Origin of the sequence: Pararhodobacter zhoushanensis (assembly GCF_025949695.1) — a bacterium.
In the GTDB taxonomy this organism is placed as follows: domain Bacteria; phylum Pseudomonadota; class Alphaproteobacteria; order Rhodobacterales; family Rhodobacteraceae; genus Pararhodobacter; species Pararhodobacter zhoushanensis_A.
In genome coordinates, this window is record NZ_JAPDFL010000001.1 from 1301548 (window position 1) to 1324712 (window position 23165).

Here is a 23165-nt window from a genome sequence, read left to right on the forward strand (position 1 = left end):
GGGGTTTTCATGGCGGCACCGACCGATCCGCTGGCATCTGTCGCGCGTGCGCTCTGGCTCACGCGGGCCGGGATGGTGGCCGAACGGGTGGTACGGGCGCTGTGGCTGCCGGTCTCGCTGGCGCTGATCGCGGCGACGCTTTGGGCCTTTGGGCTGCAGGGCAAGCTGCCGGGCGATGCGGCACTGTGGGTTGCGGGCGCGTTTGCTGTGGCCATCGTGGCGACGCTGGCTCTGGGGCTGTGGCGCTTTCGCTGGCCCGCACGGGCCGAGGCGATTGCCCGGCTGGACCGCACGCTGCCGGGGCGTCCGCTGGCGGCGCTGACCGATCAGCAGGCGATCAACGGGGGCGATCCGGCCTCGGCTGCGCTGTGGACGGCGCACCGCGGGCGGATGGAGCTGCGCGCGGCCAAGGCCCGCCCGATTGGCCCCAAACCGGACCTCGCCAAGCGTGACCGTTACGCGCTGCGACTGGTGGCGCTGACCGCAGCACTGGTCGCGGTGCTGTTTGCGGTGCCGGGGCAGCAGGGGTCATTGCGCGGCGCTGGCTCTGCCGGGGCTGCGATCGGTCCCAGCTGGGAAGGGTGGATCATGCCCCCCGCGTACACCGGGCGGCCCGGCCTGTACCTGAACGAAATCGACCGCGACGGGTTTGAGGTGCCGCAGGGCAGCCGCGTCGTGCTGCGCTTCTATGGCCCGCCCGGCGCGCTGCAGCTTGAGCAGTCGTTGGATGCGGGCGTGCAGGCCGATGACACGGGCCAGGCGCTGGAATTCGACGCGCGCCACAGCGGGCGGCTGGCCATCGACGGGCCGAACGGGCGGGAATGGCAAATCACCGTCGCCCCCGATGCCTTGCCGGAAATCAGCGCCACCGGGCCGATGACCCGTGCGCGGGGCGGGGTGCTGGAACAGGAGTTCACCGCCAGCGACGATTACGGCGTGCAGGCGGGCGAGGCCGAGATCACCCTTGATCTGGCCGCCATCGACCGCCGCCACGGGCTGAGCATCGAGCCTGAAACCCGCGAACCGCTGCGCCTGCAACTGCCGATGCCGATGAGCGGCAACCGCGCCGACGTCACCGAAATGCTGCGCGAGGATCTGTCGCAACACCCATGGGCCAACCTGCCGGTGCGGGTGGTGCTGCACGCGACGGATGCGGCGGGCCAGACCGGTTCGAGCCGCGCCGAGGCGGTGGTGCTGCCCGGAAGGCGGTTCTTTGAACCCTCGGCCAAGGCGCTGATCGAAATTCGCCGTGACCTGCTGTGGAGCCGCGACAATGCCCGCCGCGCCGCCGGGCTGATGCGCGCGATGCTGCACCGCTCGGACGGGGCGTTCCTGTATGACGGCGCGCCGGTCCTGATCCGGGGCGCGGTCGAGTTCATCGAATCGCGCCTGACCACCGATGACGGCTTCACCCCCGAGGCCCGCGATCAGCTGGCCAGCCGGCTGTGGGAGCTGGCGCTGCTGATCGAAGAGGGCGAGCTGGCCAACGCCCGCGAACGGCTGCAACGCGCCCGCGAGCGGCTGGACGAGGCGATGCAGAACGGCGCCGATCCGGCGGAAGTGCAGGAACTGATGGACGAGCTGCGCGACGCGACGCGCGACTACATGGAAATGCTGGCCGAACAGGCCGAACCTGTCGATCAGGGCGGCGACCAGCGCGATCAGGGCGGGGATCAGGAACGCCAAGCCGTGTCACAAAGCCAGATCCAGGAGATGATGGACCAGATCCAGCAGCTCATGGAAGAGGGCCGCATGGACGAGGCGGCGGCGCTGATGGCGCAGCTGAACGCTTTGCTGGACAATCTGCAGATGCAGCGCGGCGAGGGTGGCGATCCGATGCCCGGCGGCGAGGCGATGGAGGGGCTGGGCGACACGCTGGGCGACCAGCAAGGGCTGGCGGACGAGACCTTCCAGCAACTGCAGGACCAGTTCGGGCAAGAGACCAAGCCGGGGCAAGAGGGCGACAACGGCCAGCAAGGTCAGCAACCCGGCCAGCAGCAAGGCGAGCAGCCGGGTCAGGAAGAGGCCATGCGCCAGCTTGCCGAGCGCCAGCGCCAGCTGCGCGAGCGGCTGCGCGAGCAACAGCTGAACGAACAGTTGCCCGGCGAGGGCACCGCCGAGGGCGAGGCCGGGCTGCAGGCGCTGGAGGAAGCCGACCGCGCGATGGAAGGGGCGGCACAGGCGCTGGAAGACGGCGACATGCGCGGCGCTCTGGAACGGCAGGCCGAAGCGCTGGAAGCGCTGCGCGAAGGCCTGCGCGAATTCCGCGACGCCACCGCCGCCGATCAGCGCGAGCAGCAGGGCGTCGAAGGCGAGGCCGACACCGCACAGGGCCAGGGGCAGGGCCGCGATCCGCTGGGGCGCGAGATGGGGCCGAACGGCGAGAACGGGCAGTTCGGTCAGGGTGTGCCGGGGCTCGATCCGCGTGAACGCGCGCGCGAGCTGATGGACGAGATCCGCCGCCGCTCGGCCGAACGCGAGCGGCCGGAGACCGAGCGCGACTATCTGAACCGGTTGATCGAGCCGTATTGAGGCGGCGCGCGCGGGGGGGCGGCGCTCAGGCCCATCGAGGGCCTGAGCGCCGCGCAGGGGCGCTGCCCCCACGGCCTGCGGCCTACCCCCGGGATATTTTCAGAGCAAAGAGGGGCGCGCCGGTCAGTGCACGAGGCGTTCCAGCGGGTCGTAGAGCGGGGCGGTTGCGGGCTGGAACGCGACGTCGATCAGGCTGTCGGGTTTGAAGCGCAGGCTGCGCAGCTCATCCTGCGTGACCCAGCGGCGGCGGTTGACGACGCCTTCGGGGTCGGTCCAGTCGGCGCTGGTCGGCGTGCCGATGACCTGCGCGCGGAAGTAGAGGTCGACCTGATGAAAGCCACTGTCGGGGTCGTGGAATTCGTTGATCAGGCAGGGCGCGCCGACGCGGATGGCGAGGCCGGTTTCCTCATACACCTCGCGCTTGAGGTTATCGGGAAGCGAGGCGCCTTTTTCGACGCCGCCGCCGGGGGCACACCACAGGTCGCTTTGATCGCCGGGATAGGCGTTGACGATCAACAGCCGCCCCGCGCGCAGGATCACCGCCCGGGCGGCCAATCTGGGGCCTCCTGTCATTCTGGGGCCTCGCGTCATCGTGTCCCTCGGGTTTTGCCGCATCTGCACTCTGTCGCTTTTGCAAACGCTTGGCGAGGGTTATACTGCCCCGCATGCGCGCTCTTGCCCTTCTCCTGATGTTGCTTCCCGCCACGGCCCGCGCCGAGTGCGTCGTGCTGTTGCATGGGTTGGCGCGGTCGGAAGCGTCGATGCTGGTGTTGCAGGAAGTGCTGGAATTTCACGGCTACCGGGTGATCAACGAGGGGTATCCGTCCGAGGATGCGCCCATCGAGGATCTGGTGCGCTATGTCGGCGAGTCGGCTGCGCTGTGCGGGACCGAGCGGATGCATTTCGTCACCCATTCGCTGGGTGGCATTCTGGTGCGGGCGTGGCTGGCGCAGGCGCATCCCGACAATCTGGGCCACGTGGTCATGCTGGCCCCGCCGAACCACGGGTCCGAGATCGTCGACACATTGGATAGCAACAGCGTGTTGCGCGACATCGCCACCTTCTTCAACGGTCCGGCGACGCATGAGCTGGGCACAGGCGCGCAATCGGTGCCCAACCAGCTGCCGCCGGTGGATTTCGATCTGGGCGTGATCGCCGGGAATGTGCCGATCAACCCTTTGGGCGCGGCGGTGATCAACGGGCCGAGTGATGGCACGGTGTCGGTGGAAAGCACGCGGGTCGAGGGGATGCGCGATCACATCGTCATCAATGCCTCGCACACGCTGATCATGATGAACCCAGTCGCCATGGCCGAAGTGCTGGAATATCTGCGCAACGGCGTGTTCGACCACGCCATCACCCTGCCCAGCGCGTTGCGCAAGCTGTCGCAGCGTCAGGCAGGCTGAAGGGTCAGGCGTGGCGGGTGACCATGCCCGCCAGCGAAACGCGGTCAGTGCGGGCGGCGTTGGCCGGGTGCGCGGGGTCTTCATACCCAAAGGCGATGCCGCACATCAGCTGCGGACCGGGGGCGAGGCCAAGCTCGGCGCGGATCACGTCGGGGTAGAGCGACAGCGCGCCCTGAGCGCAGCTGCCCAGCCCCTGCGCCGTCAGCGCCAGCATCAACGTTTGCACAAAGCCGCCGAGATCCGCCGCCTCGCGCGTGCCGAAGCCTTCGGGCAGGAACACAAAGGCCGCGTGCGGTGCGCCAAAAGCGTCGAGGTTGCGCAGAAACGCTGCCGTGCGCCCGGCGTGATCGTCGCGCGCGATGCCCATGGCCCCGTAGAGCGCCACCGCTGACCCGATCTGGCGTTTGCGAAACTCATCGCGGTAGGCGGTGTCCATCGGCACATCCGGCGCGGGCTTGCCGCCTTGCGCCTGCGCGATCATCGCCTGACCCAATCGGCGCAGCCGCGCGCCCGAGACCAGATGCACCAACCAGGGCTGCACATTGCAGTTGGAGGGTGCCCAGAGTGCTGTCTGGAAGGCGGCGTCGATGACAGCGTCTGCGACAGGCTCGGGCCGGTAGCCGCGCACCGAGTGGCGGGCACGGACCACGGCGTCAAAAGCGGTGGGGTCAAGCGAGGTCATGAACATCTCCGGTTTTCAAGCGCGCATCTGGCGGAGCAGGCCCGCCAGGGTGCGGATGACGGGCAGGCGGTCAAACCAGCGCGCGGCGGCGATGTCCGAGCGCGACGGGCGCTGAACGGCGACGGCGGGCGTTACGGCGAGCGCGATCAGGTCAGGGGTGGTGCGGCGGATCCAGTTGAGCGCGCCATCCACATGCATCGGCCCCCCGTCGGCGCTGCCGGGTTCGCGGGCCAGCATCGCACGCAGCTGTGGCACCATCTGCGCGGCGGCGGCGCGGGTCAGCGCCAGAAAATGCAGCTGGATAAGGGCCAGATCGGCGGGCAGGGTGATCAGGCCCTGCGCATCTGCGGCGGGTGTGTGCGCGGGGCGGTCACCGGGATGACCGTACAGGATACCCCAGTCGCGCGCGCTCAGCGCCGCCGCCAAAGCGGGCAGGCGGGTCAGCGCGCCGGGGGCGAAGGCCATGTCGTCTTCAAGCACCAGAACGCGGTCCCAGCCTTTTTCCAGCATCATCTCCATCACGCCAAGATGGCTGAGAAACGCGCCGCGCACCCCGATCGCCGGGAAGCCGCCCGGTTCTTCGGGGCGGATCGCGCGGAAGAACATCACAGCCGGATGGCCGGGCGCGATGCCCGCTTTGCGCAGCTCGGCGTTGAGGGCGCGGCGGCGGTCCTGACGCTCGGGCAGGTTGATGATGACGATGTGGCCGAAGGTCTCAAGCAAGGCCCTCGCGGCAGGAGAATCGCTCATGGACGCCTTCCGTTGCGCAGTTGCCCCTTTTTGCCGCGCGCCCGAGGCGGATACAACCGGCGATCCGGGCAGGCTCTTGCAGCGGCGCGGGCGGCGTGGAACACAGGCGCGGCATCTGTCAGCTTTGGAGACACCCATGACAAGCCCGATCACCCGCCACGAACCCGGCACCCGCATGAGCCAAGCCGTTGTCCACGGCGACATGGTCTACCTTGCCGGTCAGGTCGGCGAAGGCGACGACGTGACCGCTCAGGCACACTACGCGCTGGCCGAGGTCGACCGCCTGCTGGCGCTGGCCGGAACCGACAAGTCGCGCATCCTGACGACGACGATCTGGCTGGCCGACATCGCCGATTTCGGCGCGATGAACGCGGTCTGGGATAGCTGGGTCGATCCGGCCAACCCGCCGGCCCGCGCCACCGGTGAGGCGAAACTGGCGACGCCCTATTACCGCGTCGAATTCATCGTCACCGCCGCGCGCTGAGCGCCCGGCTCAGTCCCGGGGTCAGTCCCGGGTTCTGTCCCACGCGATCAGGATCATATCCGAGCGCCACAGCGGGCCGGGATCGGTGAAACGACCGATCTCGCGCCCCTGCTGGGCGGCGTAGAACGCCCGTGCGCGGGCGTTTTCACGGACCACGCCAAGGGCCGCGCCGGGAAATCCGGCCCGCGCCAGCACGTTGCGGCCCTCGGCCAGCAGCGTGGCACCCAGACCGAGCCGTCGTGCTGCGGGGCCGACATAGAGATGCTTGATCTCGCCACGCCCGGCATATAGTGGCGCCTGCGTTGGCCCGACACTCACCAACCCCACAATCTGCCCGTGCTGTTCTGCGATCACCGTCACCCGGCGGGGATCGGCATCGGCCAGCGACTCGCGCCATGCGATGAGTCGCCGTTCGAAGCCGAGCTGTGCGACGGCCTCGGGCGGGGCCATGTCGCGATAGGTCTCGTGCCAGACGGCGACATGAAAGCGTGCGACGGGCTCGGCATCGGCCAGCGTGGCGGTGCGACAGACAAGACTGGCGGTGGATCTGGCGGTCATTGACGCGTCTCAAACTCGGGGGGGATAGGCGTGCGCTGTGGGCAAGGCTACCGCAAGCACGACGGAATGCTGCAGCTGCACCGTAGGACAGCCAGCGTGGATCTTACAACACAGGGAATGATGATGTCTGCTTTGGTCTCGAAATACAGTCTCACCCAGCGGGTGCTTCATTGGCTGACGCTGCTTTTGCTCTTCGTCAGCTTCTTCAGCCATGAGGCGATGGCAGACGTCTGGGATGCGATCACCGAAGGCGGTGGCACGGCGGTGACGCCCGCTCTGGGGTCGCAGATCCACGTGTATACCGGCATCGCGATTCTGGTGCTGACGGTCCTGCGCCTGATCCTCCGGGTAACGCAGGGCGCTCCGGCCCCGGTGGTGGGCCTGCACCCGCTGTTGGCCAAGGCGTCTTCAGCCGTGCACGGGCTGCTGTATCTGGTGCTGCTGGCAATTCCGCTGAGCGGCATGGCGGCGTGGTTTGCCGGTTTCACCGATCTGGCCGAGCTGCACGAGGTGCTGTTCAACATCGCCCTTGCGCTGGTCGGGATCCATATCGCGGCGGCGCTGTACCACCAGTTCGTGCTGCGCGACAACCTGATCGCGCGGATGCGCTGACGGGGAGCCCGGCGTACTGCGCCGGGCGTTCCCTCTTAGCGCACCATCGCCATCAGCTGATCGACCCGGTCGCGACCCAGCGTGATCTTGCAGGCGGTGATCGCGATCCCGGTGCCCGAGCCGCCGCCATAGGTCGTGCCGACATAGGCGCAGTGCGCATCCCGCCACGCGCTCCACGCCGCCTGTGCGGTATCGAGCGCAGGCGCGGTGACAGGGCGAGTCGTGGCGCTGTCGAGCTCCTGCGCCGAGGCCTGTGCGAAGCCGAGTGCCGTGTCGATCGCAAGATCCACAGCGGTGAGCATATCGGTGACACAGGCCCCGATCTCGATCTGGCTGGCGCCCGAGCATTCCATCGTCGGATCGGCCTGCGCCGCCACGGGCAGCGTCAGGGCCATCAAAGTGAGGGTGAGAAGGCGCATCGTGGGGTCCTGAGATGGGGGAGCGTTGCGCCGCAGTTTACCCTGCCGCGCCGCTTCCGCCTAGACGCTTGCGCCCGCTGCGCTCTGCCAGAAAGGGCCGCGCCGCCGGGCGTCAGCGCCAGAGGGGGGCCTTGCCCCCTCTGGCGCTGACGCGCCATTCACCCCCCAGGATATTTAGAGACAGATGATAAGGTTTGGTTAACCTTGTTTCATTTTCTGTCCTCAACTATCCACGGGGGAAGTCCAGAAGGGGAGCGTGCTCCCCCTTCTGGCGAGGGGGTTCGGGGGGCGCGTAGCCCCTCGACGCACCCGTGATCCGCGCAGCCTTGCATCGGGCGCCTCTCTCGGGTCACATGGCGCCGAAATTTCAGGTGGAGCCTCCATGTCCGAACCCCGCAAACAACCCTCGGCGCTGGTCAAGCAGCTGTTGGAATTCGGACCGCTGCTGGTGTTCCTGGGCGTCTATCTGTGGATGCGCGATGCGACCGTGGTCCTGGCCGGGCGCGAGTATGCCGGTTTCGTTGTGGCGGTCATCGCTTTCGTGCCGCTGCAGATTGCCTCGACCATCACCATGCGGGTGCTGACCGGGCGGCTCAGCCGGATGCAGGTGGTCACGCTCATTCTGGTGATTGTGCTGGGCCTCGGCACGGTGCTGTTCAATGACGAGCGGGTGTTCAAGATGAAGAGCACCTTCATCTTCGGCCTGTTCGGCATCCTGCTGTTCATCGGCCTGTGGCGCGGCCAGTCGTGGCTGGCCTTTGTGCTCGATCAGGCGCTGCCGCTGGACCGCGAGGGGTGGATGATCCTCACCCGCCGGATGGCGTGGTTCTTTATCGCCTTCGCCGCGATGAACGAAGTGGTCTGGCGCAATTTTTCGACAGATACCTATGTGTTGTGGGACACGTTCGGCCAGATGGCGGTGATGTTCGTCTTCCTGATGGGCAACTACAAGCTGATCGAAAAGCACTGGATCGGCGAGCGGTGAGCCCGCCGGATCACAAAACCAGCTCGTAGGTCGTCAGCATCTCGCGCGCGCTTTCGGTGCCCGAAGGCCGCAGGATGTTGCGGCTGAAGAGCTCGGCCTCGGCCAGCACCGCATAGTCCACCAGCGCGCGGGCGACGGTCAGGTCATCCTGACCGATATAGTCGCGGAACGTGGCGGCGATGCGGGCGTAGGTCAGGCTGAGATCGGTCGCGCTCATCGCGCGCAGGGCAGATTGCACTTCGGCGCGGGCCGGGTCGGCCATGCGCAGGTCGGCCAGCGGCAGGGTCAGCGCGACCTCGGTCTGCACGGCCGTTTGCGCCTGCGCATCGTCGATCACCCGCCCGAAGCCGAACACAGCCGCCGCAAACACCGACGCCGACAGCGCGATTGCGTTGACCGACGTGCCCCCGAATTCATCTCGAAAGAAGGGGTGTCGTGTGGTTTTCATAGCCATCTATTCCCGCTGTTCTTTTCACGTCCCTCTGTTTAACGGGCCAAAACGGGCGATTCGGGGGCAGGGCGCGGGTGATTGCAGGGCGATGTCGGGTCAAGCTTTTGGCGCAAAGGGACCGAAATGCGGCGCAGGAGCGCCGCCAGCATTGACCTGAACCGGGTTTTGGGCTTATGCGATCCCCCATGTGGGGCTTTGTGCCGGCTTGCGGCCCACAATAAAGAAACCGCTAAAGAGGCAGGGCCGCGTCGCAAGCGACAGGCCCCCTCGTGCCGGTATTCGGACAGCGCGGCGCGACCGCAGAGGGGCAGAGCTCATGAACCCGCAGAGCAAATGGAACAAGCGCACCATCGCGGTGCATGGTGGCGTCCGGCGTAGCCAGTATGGCGAAATGGCCGAGGCGATTTATCTCACGCAGGGCTTCGCCTATCCCGACGCCGAAACCGCCGAGGCGCGGTTCATCAAGTCGGGCGCGGATGAGTTCATCTACGCGCGCTACGGCAACCCGACCACCGCCGCCTTTGAAGACCGCATCGCCGCCATCGAGGGCACCGAAGACGCCTTTGCCACCGCCAGCGGCATGGCCGCTGTGTCGGGCGCGCTGACCGCCTTGCTGAAATCCGGGGACCGGGTCGTGGCCAGCCGGGCGCTGTTCGGCTCGTGCCTGTATGTTCTGGAAGAAGTGCTGGGCCGCTACGGCGTGACGGTCGAGTTCGTCGATGGGCGCGATCTGGCGCAATGGCAGGCCGCTCTGGCCACGCCCGCGCAGGTGGTCTTTCTGGAAAGCGTGTCAAATCCGACGCTTGAGGTCATCGACCTGCCGAAAGTCTGCGCACTGGCCCACAAGGCAGGCGCGTTGGTGGTGGTCGATAACGCCTTTGCCACGCCGACCTTCAGTCAGGCGGTTCAGCATGGCGCCGACATCGTGGTCTATTCCGCGACCAAGCACATCGACGGGCAGGGCCGCTGTCTGGGCGGCGTGATCTGTGGCACGCGTGAGGTGATCCGCGGCCGGATCGAGCCCTACATGAAGCACACCGGCGGCGCGATGAGCCCGTTCAACGCCTGGGTCCTGCTCAACGGTCTGACCACGCTCGATCTGCGGGTCAAGGCGCAGGCGGCCACGGCGCAGACGCTGGCCGAAAAGCTCGAAGGCCATCCCGCGATTGCCTCGGTCCTGTTCCCCGGTCTGCCCAGCCATCCGCAGCACGAGACCGCGCTGGCGACCATGTCGGGGCCGGGCACGGTGCTGGCCTTTGACCTCAAAGGTGGCAAGGAAGCGGCCTTTGTGTTCATGAACGCCCTGCAGGTTGTTCTGATCTCGAACAATCTGGGCGATGCGCGCTCGATCGCCACGCACCCGGCCACCACCACCCATCAGCGTCTGCCGGCCGATCAAAAGGTGCTTCTGGGCATCACGCCGGGCCTGATTCGCCTCTCGGTGGGTCTGGAAGACGCAGAGGATCTGCTGAACGACCTGATCGCATCTTTGAATGCGACGCTGTCGCAGGGCTAATCGTTGGTCTGGATGATCCATGGCGGCGCACGCGGCGTATACACGTTGAAATTCCGCGTTTTGCTCTTAGGTTACGCGGGCGCCAGTCGTGGGGGGCTAGGATGAATATTCAAACGCCAGTCGAGGACCGTGAGCCGGGCCGGATCGAGGTTGAGGCCGCGCTTGATGTGTTGCGCGCCTTTGCCCAACACGCGTCGACAAGCGACATGGCGGCGCTGGACCCGCGGTTGCGGGCCATGCTGTCGGGCTCGAACGAGTCGATTTATCCTGACTTCAACAGGGTTTATCCGACCAGTTTCCGCCCTGATGCAGCCTATAAAGACACGATGCCCGATTTGCAGAACGGGCCGTCCAGCCTGATCAAGGGCGCAAAAACGCAGATCCAGCATGTCGGGATCTCGAACTTCCGCCTGCCGGTCCAGTTCCGCACCCGTGACAAGACCGGGCCTGTGACCCTGCAGGCCTCGGTCACCGGGACGGTCAGCCTTGAGGCGGACAAGAAGGGCATCAACATGTCGCGCATCATGCGCAGCTTTTACCGCCACGCGGAAAAGCTGTTCAGCGCCGAAGTGATCGCCGCCGCGCTGGACGATTATCGCAACGATCTGGAAACGGTCGATGCCCGTATTCAGATGCGCTTTTCCTTCCCGATGAAGATGAACAGCCTGCGCTCAAACCTGTCGGGCTGGCAGTATTACGACATCGCGCTGGAACTGGTTGATCAGGGGGGGCGGCGGCAGTTCCTGCATCTGGACTATGTCTACTCCTCCACCTGCCCCTGCTCGCTGGAACTGAGCGAACACGCCCGCTATGGGCGCGGGCAACTGGCCACGCCGCATTCGCAACGCTCGGTCGCGCGCGTCTCGGTCGAGGTGTTGCCGGGCGATGTGCTGTGGTTCGAGGATCTGATCGACCTGTGCCGCAAGGCCGTGCCGACGGAAACGCAGGTCATGGTCAAGCGCGAGGACGAGCAGGCCTTTGCCGAACTCAACGCCGCCAACCCGATCTTCGTCGAAGACGCAGCGCGTCTGTTCTGCGAGGCGATGGACGGCGACGCGCGCATCGGCGATTTCCGCGTGGTGGCCAGCCATCAGGAAAGCCTGCACAGCCATGACGCGGTCAGCGTGCTGACCCGGGGCCCGACGTTTGAAAGCGAAAGTCTGGACCCGCGTCTGTTTTCGACGCTGATCCACGTCGGTTAATCGCCAAGCCGCCCGCCCGGGCTTTCGGGCGGGCGCGCAGAGGGGTAGGATGGCGGCAACGTCTCCTGACTGGCGCTGCCCGCGATGACCCATCTTCTCACCGTGACCCTGAACCCGGCGCTGGATGTCAGCGGCGCGGTTGATCATGTCCTGCCCGGTCCGAAACTGCGCATGGGAGCGCCGCGATACGAGCCCGGCGGCGGCGGACTGAACGTCGCCCGTGCGGCCGCCAAGCTGGGCGGTGAGCCGCGCGCGCTGGCGGCGCTGGGCGGCATGGCGGGCGCACAGATCGCGGCGCTGCTGACGGGCAGCGGCGTGTCGTTGCGCACTGTCGCTGTGGACGGCGAAACACGGCAGAGCCTTGCGGTGAATGATCTGCAGACCGGCGAACAGTTCCGCTTTCAGATGCCCGGCCCTGCGTGGACCGCCGCAATGGAAGACGCGATGCTGGCGGTGATCGTGGAAGAGGCGGCGCTGATCGGCCCCGGCGCGGTCGTCGTGCTCAGCGGCAGCCAGCCGCCCGGCATGCGCGACAGCTTCCCGCAGGCGCTGGCCCGGCAGATGGGTGCCGGGGCGCGGCTTGTCATCGACACGTCCGGCCCCGCCCTGCAGCGGCTCGTGGCTGCGCCCGCAAGCGACGCGATGCCCGCCGTCCTGCGCATGGATCAGGCGGAATCCGAGGGCCTCGCCGGGCACCCGCTGCCCGATGTCGCTGCCAGTCTCGACTTTGCCGCCGCGCTGGTGGCCGCCGGGGTCGCGGGCTGCGTCGTTGTCGCACGCGGGGCAGAAGGCTCGGTTCTTGCCGCTGCCGATACCCGCCTGCACTGCCAGCCGCCCGAGGTGGCAGTGGTCTCCAAGATCGGCGCGGGCGACAGTTTTACCGCCGGTTTCGGCCTGTCGCTGGCGCGGGGTGAAGACTGGGCCACGGCCCTGCGTGCCGGCACTGCCGCGGCGGCTGCAGCGGTGATGACGCCGGGCACCGAACTGTGTCGCGCCGAAGACGCCGCCGCCCTGACGCCACGCTGCAGCCTGCGGCGCGCTTGACAGTTTCCGGGCTCCCGGCCAAGGGTTTCTCATGATCGATATCCGCCCCGTTGCGAACATCATTGGCTGGCTGCTCGCGGCACTGGGAATGATCATGATCGTCCCCGCCATCGTCGATTTCTGGGCAGGAAACCCGGATTGGCGGGTGTTCATGATTTCCGCCTTTATTACCGTGGTCGCGGGCGGGTTGCTGATTCTGGCGACCTCCAACGCCCAAGGCTCGGGGCTGACGCTGCGCCAGTCGTTTCTGGTCACCACGCTCAGCTGGACGGTGCTGCCGGTGTTTGGCGCAATCCCTTTCGAGATGGCGCTGGAACACGTCAACTGGACCGACGCGATTTTCGAGGCGATGTCGGGCATCACGACGACTGGCTCGACCGTGTTCACCGGGCTGGACGCGATGCCGCCGGGGATTCTGCTCTGGCGCTCGACCCTGCAATGGCTGGGGGGGCTGGGGATCGTGCTGGTCGCGCTGATCTTTTTGCCGGTGATGAAGGTCGGCGGGATGCAGCACTTCCGGTCCGAGGGTTTCGACACCATGGGCAAGGTGCTGCCGCGCGCTGCCGATATCAGCTGGATGCTGCTCCAGATCTACGCGGGACTGACCATCCTGTGCGCGGCGGCCTATGTGCTCACCGGGATGAGCGTCTTTGACGCGGTGAACCACGCGCTCACCACGCTATCGACCGGCGGCTTTTCCACCCGTGATACGTCCTTCGCGCTCTATGACAGTGCCGCGCATTGGGTCTGCGTGATCTTCATGTGGCTGGCCGGGTTGCCCTTTATCCGCTACCTGCAATTCATCAATGGTTCGTACCGGCCCCTGTTCAACGACATCCAGATCCGCGCCTATTTCCGCTGGACGCTCTATGCGATCGGCGCAGTTTTCGCCTACCGGCTGCTGCGCGAGGATACGGCTGTCGAGGGTATGTTCCGCGAGTCCGCCTTCAACGTGGTGTCGATGTTCTCGGGCACCGGGTTCGGCAGCGCCGATGTGTCCGCCTGGGGCGATTTTCCGATCCTTGTGCTGGTGGTGGCCGGGTTCATCGGTGCCTGCACGGCCTCGACCGGGTGCTCGATCAAGGTCTTCCGCTATCTGGTGCTGTTCGAGGCGATCAAGGCGCAGCTCAAGCAACTGGTCTATCCCAACCGGGTGATCCCGCTGCATCTGGACGGGCGGCGGCTGGATGAAGAAGTCGTTGTGTCGGTGGTGGTCATGTTCACCGCCTTTGTGGTCGGGTTCGGTGTGCTGACCGTTCTTCTGTCGCTTGCCGGGCTGGACATGCGCACGGCGTTTACGGCCGCCTGGACCTCGATCTGCAACGTCGGCCCGGCCTGGGGCAGCGAGGTCGGACCGACCGGCGCGATGAACGAGTTTCCCGTCTTCGCCAAATGGCTGATGATCGGGGCGATGATGATGGGACGGCTTGAGATGGTCGCGGTGCTGGTGCTGGTCCTGCCGCGCTTCTGGCGCGGCTGATTGCGCAGCTTCCGGGTCGCCGGAAAGGGGGCTGAGCGGCACAAGACGGGTGTCGCAACCTTGAGGCTCTCATGCACCCGATCTTCCTTCCGCTTTCTGCTGCCACCGTCGCGCATTACCGCCGGGGCGGGCTCGATTCCAACGGGCAGCCGCCCGAACGCCGTATCGTGCAACCCGGCGACGGCGTCCCCTGCCGCCATACGCTCGAATACCTGCCCGAAGGCAGCGCCTATCTCGTCGTCGGCCACCGCCCGTTCGAGGGGCTGAACCCCTACACCGAAACCGGTCCGCTTTTCCTGGCCGCGGATGAGGCGGTGCCGGGCGCGGTGCCATCGTCCGCACTGCCGCCGTTCCTGACCGCGCCCAGCTATCTCGTGCGCGGCTACTCAGCCGATGAGCGGATCGTCTATGGCACCGGCGCCGTGACGCCGACCGAACGCATCATCGAGCGGTGCGCCGATCTGCTTGCGCGCGACGATATCGCTTTCGTCCACATCCGCTCGGCCAGCAACAATTGTTACCACGTCCGCGTCGAGCGCAGCGCCGGGTGAGGGTTTCGCCCTTGGCCGAGACGGCTGTCGCCGCCGCGCCCTCGGGCGACCGGGCAGGGGGGCGTTGCCCCCTCTTTGGCTTCGCCAAATTCACCCCCCAGGATACTTGAAGCATAAAGTTGACCGGCTCATGAAAGAGGCGCGGCCCTTGCGAGCCGCGCCTCTTTCATCTTGCGTCAAATACGCAACCCGGCCCTTCGTCCCGCGATGCCCTGCCCAGGAAAGCGAGGGCGCGCGCGTGAGCGGGGGTGGGCGGGAGCGACGCGCGCGCGCCTGCTCCCATTACCCGGTCAGTTCCAGCAGGACACCAGCACGGTCAGGTCCGCCGACATGCGTGTCAGCATCTCGGCCGACATCGGCGAGGTCGTGCGGCTGACGCTGGGGTTGGCCCCGCTGGTGGTCAGCGCCGACTGGATGGACGCGCCGTCAACGGCGAAGTTGACGTCGCCGGGCAGCATCCGCCCCGGGGTTTCGGTGCGCGGCAGCAGCATGCCGATCACCGCGCCATTGCTGTCGAACACCGGCCCGCCCGAGTCGCCGGGCTGAGCGCTGAGCGTCAGGCGGCGCAGGTTGGCTTCGCCGTCGAGGCCGGTCATTTCGCTGAGTTGGCCAAAGGTGACGATCGGACGGGTCAGCGTGTCCTGATAGCTGAAGCCTGACACGCGGATCTCGCTGCCCAGCGACGCGGGGTTCGGCGCGAATTGGGCGAAAGCCAGCGGGACCAGCGGGTCTTGCGGCGTCAGCACGGCGATGCCGTTTGCCGGGTCGACCGAGCGCACGGTGGCGCGGTACGCCTCGTCAATCGTTACCCGGTCGCACATCGCCACAGCTTCGGCGGTGGTCACCACGGTGCCGACGCTGTCCACGAAGAACCCCGAGCGCGAGCGATCCGGGCGGCGGACGTCAAGCCCGGCGATGAGGTCGCGGCGCGATACCGTCGAGGCCGTCGCGCCCAGCGTCGAGGGCAGCACGCCGTCGATCGAGCGGAAGCTGTCTCGCATGGTGGCCATGATCACCTCGGAATCGTCGTCCGCTTCAGGCCCCCAAAGCAGGATCCAGCCCTTGATCTGGCCGTTCTGCAGCCGTGCCTCAACCTGCGCGCGCGCCGTGGCGCTGCGGCCGGTGATGGTGAAGCGATCACGCGAGCGGTCGCGTTCGCCGTCCAGCGGGATGATTTCCAGCGTTTGCAGGATTTCATACAGTCCGTAGAACGTGCTTTGCGAGCCTTCCTGGCTGATCAGCAACACGCGCATGCCCGACCCGTTGATCGCGTTGAAATGCGAGAAGGGGGCTTCGTGGCGGTCAAAGGCGACCATACCCAGCGGCAGGGTCAGTTCGATCCCGGCGGCTTCATCGCGGAACGGACCGAAGGAATAGCGGGCAACGGCGCTTTCATAGCCGGTCAGCAGCACGGCGCGCTGGCGGGTGGTCAGGTAGCCCGTCGGCTCGAAGTCGCGCGCGCTCTGCCAGTTGCCGATCGCGTTGCGGGTGCCGGGGCCGAAATCGGCGTCGATGAGGCTGCGATAGAAACCAAACCATTGCAGGGCGGTCTGGATCTCCATCCGGTCCTCGCGCGACCAGTCGCGTTCCAGCTGGCGCGCCTGAGCCAGCGGTTCGTTCGGCAAGTCGTCAAGCGTCGGCTCGCGGGGCGTGACCGGGGCCTGGACGACCGGCTCGGGCGTGACCGGGGTCTCGGCTGGCGCGACGACAGGCTCTTGCGGGGCCTCGGCGACCGGCTCTTGCGTTGCGGGTGCTGTCGGCTGCGTCACGTCACGCGACGGTGCCACCACGGGCGGCTGGCCGCCAACCGGCCAGAACTGCTGGCCGTAGATGGCGTTGTCCGTGACATAGCTGTCTTCGCGGATCTCTCGCGTGGCGATCAGCTCGGCGCGGCGGGCCTCAGCCTCGGCGGGGGTGGCGAAAGGGCCGACCGCCAGCGCGTACCAGCCGCCCGCGATGCGGAACCCGGCGATGCCGCCGATCTGCGTCTGATACCGCGTGGCGAAATCCTCGGCGGTGCGCAGGGTGGCATGGGCTTCGATCTGGACCCAATGGGTCGCCTGAGCCAGTGCCGCAACGGGCACAAGGATCAGGAAAAAGAGAGCGGCGAAAATAACTTTGACGATACGGTCGGTCACGGCGGTTCCACGGATTATTGAACGGCTTGATTCCTGGCGACCCTAGCAGGGTCGTCAAGCAGATACCGATAAAAAGTAAGTTAAGTCGGCCGACTGTCCACAAGGCGTGTCATTTTTTCCGCGGCAGGGGGCGGCCAAGTGATTCCGGCCCCCGGCGCTGACGTTGACCCCGCGCGGCGGCACGCCTATTGAGGCGCTAAACCGCACAGGCCGAGGCCCCCGATGTCCGTCAGCACCGACAAGCCACGCAGCTTTCAAGAGATCATCTTGCGTCTTCAGGCCTATTGGGCAGCTCAAGGCTGCGCGATCCTGCAGCCCTATGACATGGAGGTCGGTGCGGGCACGTTCCACCCGGCCACCACGCTGCGCAGCCTTGGCAGCCAGCCCTGGGCCGCCGCCTATGTGCAGCCCTCGCGCCGCCCGACCGACGGGCGCTATGGCGAGAACCCCAACCGCATGCAGCACTACTACCAGTATCAGGTGCTGATCAAACCAAGCCCGCCCGCGATGCAGGATCTGTATCTCGGTTCGCTCGACGCCATCGGCATCGACACCGCGTTGCACGATGTCCGCTTTGTCGAGGATGACTGGGAATCCCCACCCTTGGTGCCTGGGGTCTGGGCTGGGAAGTCTGGTGCGACGGGATGGAAGTCAGCCAGTTCACCTATTTCCAGCAGGTCGGCGGGCATGACTGCCGCCCCGTCTCGGGCGAGCTGACCTACGGGTTGGAGCGTCTGGCGATGTATGTGCTGGGCATCGACCACGTCATGGACATGCCGTTCAACGATCCCGGGTCGCCGATCCCGCTGACGTATGGCGACATCTTCCGCCAGACCGAGCAGGAATACTCGCGCCACAATTTCGACGCGGCCACCACCGAGATGCTGCTGCGCCACTTCGAGGATGCCGAGGCCGAATGCAGCCGCCTGCTGGCGTTTGACCCTGCCGACCCCAACAGCGGCAAGCGCATCCTCATGGTCCACCCGGCCTATGACCAGTGCATCAAGGCCAGCCACCTGTTCAACCTGCTTGACGCGCGCGGCGTGATCTCGGTCACCGAGCGGCAGGCCTATATCGGCCGCGTCCGCGCCCTTGCCAAAGCCTGCGCCGACGCCTTCGTGCAGACCGAAGCCGGCGGCTGGCGCGCCGAGGTCACCGCGTGACCGGCCGTATCGCGGCCATCGCCATCGTGCTCTGCGCCGCCCTTGCGGGTGGGGCGATGTATTACCTGCAGGTCTATGGCTATTACACCACGCTGGAACCGCAGATCGGCTATCAGGTCGCCACGCCCGGTGGCGGCACGGCCCGTCTGGATATCGCGGACTTCGAGGGCATCGACAGCGACTCGTCCCCGCTGCGCTACCGCGCCTGTTTTGACGTGATCGGCACCCTGCCTGACATGGTCGATTATGCCGAGCCGACGCCTCTGACCGGCCCCGGCTGGTTCAGCTGCTTTGACTCTGAAACCATCGGCACTGATCTTGAGGCCGGACAGGCCCGCGCCGTGCTGGTCGAGGGCGATTTCCGTTATGGTTTCGACCATGTAATGGCCCTCTACCCCGATGGTCGCGCCTATGTCTGGCCGCAGGTCAACACCTGCGGCGAAGCCCATTTCGACGGACGCCCCCTGCCGCAGGGCTGTCCGACCCCGTCCGAGAGATAAGCCATGCCCGATGTCCTGATCGAACTCTTCTCCGAGGAAATCCCCGCCCGCATGCAGACCCGCGCCGCCGAGGATCTGCGCAAGCTGGTGACCGATGGTCTGGTCGAGGGCGGGCTGCACTATGCCCACGCCCGCGCCTTTTCAACCCCGCGCCGTCTGGTGCTGGCCATCGAAGGGCTGAGCCTTGAAAGCCCCACCCAGCGCGAAGAACGCAAGGGACCGAAAGTCGGCGCGCCGCAACAGGCGCTCGACGGCTTCCTGCGCTCGACCGGCCTGGCGATGGATCAACTGCACACGCATGAGGACAAGAAGGGCGCGTTCTACGTCGCCCATCTGACCAAACCGGGCCGCCCCGCGCCCGAGATCCTGTCCGAGGTTCTGGACAAGACCATCCGCAATTTCCCCTGGCCCAAGGCGATGCGCTGGGGTTCGAGCAGCCTGCGCTGGGTTCGACCGCTGCATTCGATCATCGCCCTGATGGTGACTGAGGCGGGGGCCGAGGTTGTGCCGCTCGACATTGACGGCATCGTCGCCGGCAACACCACGCGCGGGCACCGCTTCATGGCGCCGGGGGCGTTCGAGGTCAGCAATTTCGAGGATTACGCCGCCAAGCTGAAACGCGCCTTCGTGGTGCTGGACGCAGGCGAGCGCGCCGATATCATCGAACACGAGATCCGCAATCAGGCCTTCGCGCTGGGGCTGGAACTGGTCGAGGACAAGGGCCTGCTGGCCGAGGTCGCCGGTCTGGTCGAATGGCCGGTCGTGCTGGTTGGCGAGATCGGCGCCGATTTCCTGTCCCTGCCGCCCGAGGTGTTGCAAACCTCGATGCGCGAGCACCAGAAATTCTTCTCGCTGCGCAAGCCGGGCACCGGGCAGATTGTTCGTTTTGTGACGGTGGCAAACCGCGAGACCGCCGACAACGGCGCCACCATCCTGCAGGGCAACCAGAAGGTGCTCGCCGCCCGCCTGTCGGACGCGAAATTCTTCTGGGAGAATGACTTGCGCACCGTCGCGAATGTCGGGCTTTCGGGCATGGCCGAAGGTCTGGCAAGCGTCACCTTCCACAACAAACTCGGCAGCCAGAAAGCGCGGATAGATCGCATTTGTGCCCTCGCGCGCGAGATCGCCCCGCTGGTCGGCGCCGATCCCGACCAGACTGAGACCGCCGCCCGCATCGCCAAGGCCGATCTGCAATCCGCCATGGTCGGCGAGTTCCCCGAACTGCAGGGCACCATGGGCGTCTACTACGCCAAGGCCGACGGTCAGCCAGATGCCGTGGCCAACGCCTGCAAGGCGCATTACCAGCCGCTGGGACCGTCTGATGACGTGCCGTCCGAGCCAATTTCCGTCGCCGTCGCGCTGGCCGACAAGATCGACACGCTGACCGGGTTCTGGGCGATTGACGAGAAACCCACCGGCTCGAAAGACCCGTTCGCCCTGCGTCGGGCGGCGTTGGGGGTTATTCGGTTGTTGGTAACAAACAATTCCAGAGTCGGACTAGAAGGTATTGGCAAGCTCGCGACTAAATCTTGTATAGTTGCGGCAGCAAGGGCGGGCCAACTTGGCGAACGCAGAAAGATCAAAAGCAATATCAACGGTGTCGAACGTGAGGACGACGTTTTGATGCGCTTCGTGGTTTTCAACAACGGTAAGATGATTGGACTCAAAGACATCGAACGATCCGTGTTTAGCGCTTGGTCGAAACAAGTCCTTGTCCGCGTTCGTTTCCCCGCTGAATTTGAACAGGTCAAAGCATATGAAGGGGAGGAAACTGTCCCACAGTTGGAGGTAATCGTTGCCGACCTCCTCGCCTTCATCCATGACCGCCTGAAAGTCTTCCTCAAGGATCAGGGCATCCGCCACGACGTGATCGACGCCTGCCTCGCCATGCCCGGCAATGATGACCTCACGCTCTTGGTCAATCGGGCGACGGCGCTCAGCGATGTGCTGAAGACCGACGATGGCGAGAACCTGATCCAGGGCTACAAGCGCGCCAACAACATCCTGTCCCAGGCCGAAGCCAAGGACGGCGTCGAATACTCCTACGGTGCCGATCTGAAATTCGCCGAAACCGACGAGGAACGCGCGCTCTTCGCCGCCCTCGATCAGGCCGAAGCCGCCATCGCGCCCGCCATGGCCAAGGAAGACTTCGCCACCGCCATGGCCGCCATGGCCACCCTGCGCGCCCCGATTGATGCGTTCTTTACGGCTACGCAGATCAATACCGACAACGCCATCGTCCGCCGCAACCGACTGAACCTGCTCCACCGCATCCGCGCCATCTGCGCCGGTGTCGCAGACCTCACGCGGTTGGATGGCTGAACTGGCGGATGAGTATTTGAGACAAGGGGAAGCGCAAGGTTAACAGCCCGTTAACCGCGCCTCATCATCTGTCTCTAAATATCCTCGGGGGTGAATTCGCTGCAAGCGAAGAGGGGGCAGAAGGCCCCCTTTCTGTTTTCCGCTCAGATCGACCATTTCGGCGTAAACGGCAGCTGCGACGACAGCCCGCCGTCCACTGCCAGCACCTGCCCGTTCACATAGCGCGCCGCGTCCGAGGCGAGCCAGACGACCGCCTCGGCGATCTCCTGCGCCTCGCCGCCGCGCCGCAGCGGGTTCAGCTGGCCGATCCGGTCCTCGCGTCCCCGCGCGCGGGCGTCGTCGAACAGCGGCGCGGTCATCGGGGTGTCGATCAGCCCGGGGGCGACGCCGTTCACCCGGATGCCGCGCCCGGTCAGCGCCATCGCTGTGCTCTGCACCAGATTGACGACCCCGGCCTTGGACGCCGAGTAGGGGATCGGCCCCGCCCCTGCGCGCAGGCCCGCGACCGAGGCGGTGCAGATGATCGCCCCGCCCGTCTGCATATGCGGCAAGGCGGTGCGAATGGCGATCCAGGGGCCGAGCAGATTGATGCGCAGCACCTCCATGAAATCGGCGCTGGACGTGTCGAGACGCGGCAGCAGCCCGCCGGTAATGCCCGCATTGGCGTGCAGGATATCGATCCCGCCGAAGCGCTCCACCGCGCGCGCGACGATGGCCGCGACGCCCTCATCCGTCGCGCAATCGGTCACCAGCGCCTCGGCCTGACCGCCCGCCGCCCTGATCATCGCGGCGGTTTCCAGCACCGCTTCATTCAGGTCGGCCACGACAACCGCAGCGCCCTGCTGCGCCATCAGCCGCGCCGTGGCGCGCCCGATTCCGCCTGCGGCGCCGGTGATGATGGCGGTTTTTCCGGTGAGATCCATGACGGCGCTCCTGTTGGTTGGGCGGGAGGAGGGGGCCTTGCCCCCTCGGCGCGTGCCGCGCCTTCACCCCCAGAGTATTTGGACCAAGATGATTAGGCTCAGGACAGTTTGGGGTTGCGGCCCCGGCTGGTGACCATCGGCTCCCAGCCCGGGTGGTTCAGGCCCTTGCGCTTCTTGATCTCCATCCGCGCCAGTTGGTCGCGATGCACCTCGTCCGGGCCATCCGCCAGCCGCAGCGTGCGCAGCCCGGCATAGGCGAGTGCCGTGCCAAAGTCATTGCCGGTGCCGCCGCCGCCGCAGGCCTGAATCGCCCAGTCGGCGATCTGGCAGGCCATGGTGGGCGCGGCGATCTTGATCATGGCGATTTCGGCGCGGGCTTCCTTGTTGCCGACGGTGTCCATCTTGTGCGCGGCATGCAACGTCAGCAGGCGGCACTGGTCGATCATGATCCGCGCCTCGGCGATGCGTTCGCGGGTGACGCCCTGTTCGGACACCGGCTTGCCGAAGGCGACGCGTTGCAGCGTGCGGTCGATCATGATTTCCAGCAGCCGCTCGGCCATGCCGATGGTGCGCATGCAGTGGTGGATACGTCCCGGCCCGAGGCGGCCTTGCGCGATCTCGAACCCGCGGCCTTCGCCCAGCAGCAGGTTGGCGGCGGGGACGCGGACATTCTCGAACAGCACTTCCGACGCGCGGTCGGGCACGCCATAGTAGCCGAACACCGGCAGCGAGCGGGTCACGGTGATGCCGGGCGTGTCCATCGGCACCAGAATCATCGATTGTTGCTTGTGGCGGTCGGGGTTCGACGCATCCGTCTTGCCCATGAAGATGCAGATCTTGGTCTTGGGGTTCGACGCGCCGGTGGTGTACCATTTATGCGCGTTGATGACGTATTCATCGCCATCGCGCCGGATCTCGGCCTGGATGTTGGTCGCATCGGACGAGGCCACCGCCGGTTCGGTCATCGCAAAGCACGAACGGATCTCGCCCTTCAAGAGCGGTTTCAGCCAGCGCTCCTTGTCAGCCTCGGACCCATAACGCTCGATCACCTCCATATTGCCGGTGTCAGGGGCGTTGCAGTTGAATACCTCAGGGGCAAGGAAGCTGCGCCCCATGATCTCGCACAGATAGCCGTATTCGACATTCGACAGACCCGCGCCCCGGTCGCTGTCGGGCAGGAAGAGGTTCCAAAGCCCCGCCTCGCGCGCCAGCGGTTTGAGTTCGTCGAACAGAGGATAGACAGCGAAGGGGCCAAGTTCCTCGGCGTCACGGAAGAACCGCGCCTCGTTGGGGTAGATGTGCTCATCCATGAACGCCGTGAGGCGGGCTTCATAATCAAGCACGCGGGCGGATTTGTCGGGAACCATGCTATCCTCCTCCTGAGTTGGGGTGAGCCTAGCGGGCGCATTGGCATCTGACAAGATCGTCTGACGATCTGTCTTGACGG

The 23165-nt window shown here is 66.2% G+C and carries 21 protein-coding genes, 1 pseudogene and 1 riboswitch; of the genes and pseudogenes, 13 read left to right on the forward strand and 9 right to left on the reverse strand.

Annotated elements, in window-relative coordinates; genetic code table 11:
* Nucleotides 1-9: 9 nt before the first annotated feature.
* Nucleotides 10-2532, forward strand: coding sequence for a DUF4175 domain-containing protein (locus tag OKW52_RS06425; protein ID WP_264504983.1), 2523 nt, complete (start codon nt 10-12; stop codon nt 2530-2532).
* Between the two features lie 123 nt (nt 2533-2655).
* Here the strand turns inward: OKW52_RS06425 and OKW52_RS06430 are convergent, their stop codons facing one another.
* A complete protein-coding gene (locus tag OKW52_RS06430; RefSeq protein ID WP_264504984.1) occupies nt 2656-3105 on the reverse strand; it encodes an NUDIX domain-containing protein in 450 nt (149 codons plus the stop codon).
* A 92-nt stretch (nt 3106-3197) separates the two neighbouring features.
* On the opposite strand from OKW52_RS06430, the gene OKW52_RS06435 reads away from it, so the two are divergent.
* Nucleotides 3198-3938 (forward strand): alpha/beta fold hydrolase, encoded by a 741-nt coding sequence (locus tag OKW52_RS06435; RefSeq protein ID WP_264504985.1) that lies wholly within the window; start codon nt 3198-3200, stop codon nt 3936-3938.
* Between the two features lie 4 nt (nt 3939-3942).
* Here the strand turns inward: OKW52_RS06435 and OKW52_RS06440 are convergent, their stop codons facing one another.
* Together OKW52_RS06440 and OKW52_RS06445 are read right to left on the reverse strand one after the other, a co-directional pair.
* Nucleotides 3943-4620, reverse strand: coding sequence for a nitroreductase (locus tag OKW52_RS06440; RefSeq protein WP_264504986.1), 678 nt, complete (start codon nt 4618-4620; stop codon nt 3943-3945).
* Nucleotides 4621-4635: 15 nt separating this feature from the next.
* A complete protein-coding gene (locus tag OKW52_RS06445) occupies nt 4636-5370 on the reverse strand; it encodes a glycosyltransferase family 25 protein (RefSeq protein ID WP_264504987.1) in 735 nt (244 codons plus the stop codon).
* Nucleotides 5371-5506: 136 nt separating this feature from the next.
* On the opposite strand from OKW52_RS06445, the gene OKW52_RS06450 reads away from it, so the two are divergent.
* Nucleotides 5507-5854: a RidA family protein gene (locus tag OKW52_RS06450; protein ID WP_264504988.1), complete on the forward strand. Its 348-nt coding sequence runs from the start codon at nt 5507-5509 to the stop codon at nt 5852-5854.
* A 21-nt stretch (nt 5855-5875) separates the two neighbouring features.
* On the opposite strand, the gene OKW52_RS06455 is transcribed toward OKW52_RS06450, so the two are convergent.
* Nucleotides 5876-6412: a GNAT family N-acetyltransferase gene (locus OKW52_RS06455; protein ID WP_264504989.1), complete on the reverse strand. Its 537-nt coding sequence runs from the start codon at nt 6410-6412 to the stop codon at nt 5876-5878.
* A 96-nt stretch (nt 6413-6508) separates the two neighbouring features.
* Here OKW52_RS06455 and OKW52_RS06460 point away from each other — a divergent pair, with 96 nt between their 5' ends.
* Nucleotides 6509-7024, forward strand: a complete 516-nt coding sequence (locus tag OKW52_RS06460) for a cytochrome b (protein ID WP_264504990.1) — start codon at nt 6509-6511, stop codon at nt 7022-7024.
* Between the two features lie 35 nt (nt 7025-7059).
* Here the strand turns inward: OKW52_RS06460 and OKW52_RS06465 are convergent, their stop codons facing one another.
* Entirely contained in the window at nt 7060-7443 is a 384-nt protein-coding gene (locus tag OKW52_RS06465) for a lysozyme inhibitor LprI family protein (RefSeq protein ID WP_264504991.1), read from the reverse strand.
* 382 nt (nt 7444-7825) lie between these two features.
* Between OKW52_RS06465 and OKW52_RS06470 the strand changes: the two genes are divergently transcribed.
* Nucleotides 7826-8428, forward strand: coding sequence for an inner membrane-spanning protein YciB (locus tag OKW52_RS06470; RefSeq protein ID WP_264504992.1), 603 nt, complete (start codon nt 7826-7828; stop codon nt 8426-8428).
* Between the two features lie 10 nt (nt 8429-8438).
* Here the strand turns inward: OKW52_RS06470 and OKW52_RS06475 are convergent, their stop codons facing one another.
* Entirely contained in the window at nt 8439-8876 is a 438-nt protein-coding gene (locus OKW52_RS06475; RefSeq protein ID WP_264504993.1) for a hypothetical protein, read from the reverse strand.
* 180 nt (nt 8877-9056) lie between these two features.
* A riboswitch (SAM riboswitch) is annotated at nt 9057-9133 on the forward strand.
* A 62-nt stretch (nt 9134-9195) separates the two neighbouring features.
* Here OKW52_RS06475 and metZ point away from each other — a divergent pair.
* The 5 genes from metZ to OKW52_RS06500 all read left to right on the forward strand — a co-directional run bounded on the left by metZ (nt 9196) and on the right by OKW52_RS06500 (nt 14672).
* Nucleotides 9196-10395: an O-succinylhomoserine sulfhydrylase gene (gene metZ, locus OKW52_RS06480; RefSeq protein ID WP_264504994.1), complete on the forward strand. Its 1200-nt coding sequence runs from the start codon at nt 9196-9198 to the stop codon at nt 10393-10395.
* A 101-nt stretch (nt 10396-10496) separates the two neighbouring features.
* Entirely contained in the window at nt 10497-11597 is a 1101-nt protein-coding gene (gene folE2 / locus OKW52_RS06485; protein ID WP_264504995.1) for a GTP cyclohydrolase FolE2, read from the forward strand.
* Nucleotides 11598-11681: 84 nt separating this feature from the next.
* Entirely contained in the window at nt 11682-12641 is a 960-nt protein-coding gene (locus tag OKW52_RS06490; protein ID WP_264504996.1) for a 1-phosphofructokinase family hexose kinase, read from the forward strand.
* A 31-nt stretch (nt 12642-12672) separates the two neighbouring features.
* Nucleotides 12673-14121 carry a TrkH family potassium uptake protein gene (locus OKW52_RS06495; protein WP_264504997.1) on the forward strand — a complete coding sequence of 483 codons (1449 nt, stop codon included), beginning with the start codon at nt 12673-12675 and terminating at the stop codon, nt 14119-14121.
* 71 nt (nt 14122-14192) lie between these two features.
* Nucleotides 14193-14672, forward strand: a complete 480-nt coding sequence (locus OKW52_RS06500) for a DUF1203 domain-containing protein (RefSeq protein WP_264504998.1) — start codon at nt 14193-14195, stop codon at nt 14670-14672.
* Nucleotides 14673-14962: 290 nt separating this feature from the next.
* On the opposite strand, the gene OKW52_RS06505 is transcribed toward OKW52_RS06500, so the two are convergent.
* Nucleotides 14963-16810: a trypsin-like peptidase domain-containing protein gene (locus tag OKW52_RS06505; protein WP_264504999.1), complete on the reverse strand. Its 1848-nt coding sequence runs from the start codon at nt 16808-16810 to the stop codon at nt 14963-14965.
* Nucleotides 16811-17032: 222 nt separating this feature from the next.
* Here OKW52_RS06505 and OKW52_RS06510 point away from each other — a divergent pair.
* From OKW52_RS06510 to glyS, 3 genes and pseudogenes are all read left to right on the forward strand, one after another.
* Nucleotides 17033-17973, forward strand: a pseudogene (locus OKW52_RS06510) (glycine--tRNA ligase subunit alpha).
* Nucleotides 17970-18473: a DUF6446 family protein gene (locus OKW52_RS06515; protein ID WP_264505000.1), complete on the forward strand. Its 504-nt coding sequence runs from the start codon at nt 17970-17972 to the stop codon at nt 18471-18473. The pseudogene OKW52_RS06510 and the gene OKW52_RS06515 overlap by 4 nt, the downstream one beginning before the upstream one ends.
* A gap of 3 nt (nt 18474-18476) precedes the next feature.
* On the forward strand, nt 18477-20795 hold the full coding sequence (gene glyS, locus OKW52_RS06520) for a glycine--tRNA ligase subunit beta (protein ID WP_264505001.1): 2319 nt from the start codon (nt 18477-18479) through the stop codon (nt 20793-20795).
* 143 nt (nt 20796-20938) lie between these two features.
* Here the strand turns inward: glyS and OKW52_RS06525 are convergent, their stop codons facing one another.
* On the reverse strand, nt 20939-21718 hold the full coding sequence (locus OKW52_RS06525; RefSeq protein ID WP_264505002.1) for an SDR family NAD(P)-dependent oxidoreductase: 780 nt from the start codon (nt 21716-21718) through the stop codon (nt 20939-20941).
* A gap of 98 nt (nt 21719-21816) precedes the next feature.
* Nucleotides 21817-23085, reverse strand: a complete 1269-nt coding sequence (locus OKW52_RS06530) for an acyl-CoA dehydrogenase family protein (protein WP_264505003.1) — start codon at nt 23083-23085, stop codon at nt 21817-21819.
* Between the last annotated feature and the right edge of the window lie 80 nt (nt 23086-23165).

Coding starts and splice junctions, on each gene's coding strand:
- OKW52_RS06425 (WP_264504983.1), top strand. CDS start 10: ATGGCGGCACCGACCGATCCGCTGGCATCTGTCGCGCGTGCGCTCTGG.
- OKW52_RS06430 (WP_264504984.1), bottom strand. CDS start 3,105: ATGACAGGAGGCCCCAGATTGGCCGCCCGGGCGGTGATCCTGCGCGCG.
- OKW52_RS06435 (WP_264504985.1), top strand. CDS start 3,198: ATGCGCGCTCTTGCCCTTCTCCTGATGTTGCTTCCCGCCACGGCCCGC.
- OKW52_RS06440 (WP_264504986.1), bottom strand. CDS start 4,620: ATGACCTCGCTTGACCCCACCGCTTTTGACGCCGTGGTCCGTGCCCGC.
- OKW52_RS06445 (WP_264504987.1), bottom strand. CDS start 5,370: ATGAGCGATTCTCCTGCCGCGAGGGCCTTGCTTGAGACCTTCGGCCAC.
- OKW52_RS06450 (WP_264504988.1), top strand. CDS start 5,507: ATGACAAGCCCGATCACCCGCCACGAACCCGGCACCCGCATGAGCCAA.
- OKW52_RS06455 (WP_264504989.1), bottom strand. CDS start 6,412: ATGACCGCCAGATCCACCGCCAGTCTTGTCTGTCGCACCGCCACGCTG.
- OKW52_RS06465 (WP_264504991.1), bottom strand. CDS start 7,443: ATGCGCCTTCTCACCCTCACTTTGATGGCCCTGACGCTGCCCGTGGCG.
- OKW52_RS06470 (WP_264504992.1), top strand. CDS start 7,826: ATGTCCGAACCCCGCAAACAACCCTCGGCGCTGGTCAAGCAGCTGTTG.
- OKW52_RS06475 (WP_264504993.1), bottom strand. CDS start 8,876: ATGAAAACCACACGACACCCCTTCTTTCGAGATGAATTCGGGGGCACG.
- metZ (WP_264504994.1), top strand. CDS start 9,196: ATGAACCCGCAGAGCAAATGGAACAAGCGCACCATCGCGGTGCATGGT.
- folE2 (WP_264504995.1), top strand. CDS start 10,497: ATGAATATTCAAACGCCAGTCGAGGACCGTGAGCCGGGCCGGATCGAG.
- OKW52_RS06490 (WP_264504996.1), top strand. CDS start 11,682: ATGACCCATCTTCTCACCGTGACCCTGAACCCGGCGCTGGATGTCAGC.
- OKW52_RS06495 (WP_264504997.1), top strand. CDS start 12,673: ATGATCGATATCCGCCCCGTTGCGAACATCATTGGCTGGCTGCTCGCG.
- OKW52_RS06500 (WP_264504998.1), top strand. CDS start 14,193: ATGCACCCGATCTTCCTTCCGCTTTCTGCTGCCACCGTCGCGCATTAC.
- glyS (WP_264505001.1), top strand. CDS start 18,477: ATGCCCGATGTCCTGATCGAACTCTTCTCCGAGGAAATCCCCGCCCGC.
- OKW52_RS06525 (WP_264505002.1), bottom strand. CDS start 21,718: ATGGATCTCACCGGAAAAACCGCCATCATCACCGGCGCCGCAGGCGGA.
- OKW52_RS06530 (WP_264505003.1), bottom strand. CDS start 23,085: ATGGTTCCCGACAAATCCGCCCGCGTGCTTGATTATGAAGCCCGCCTC.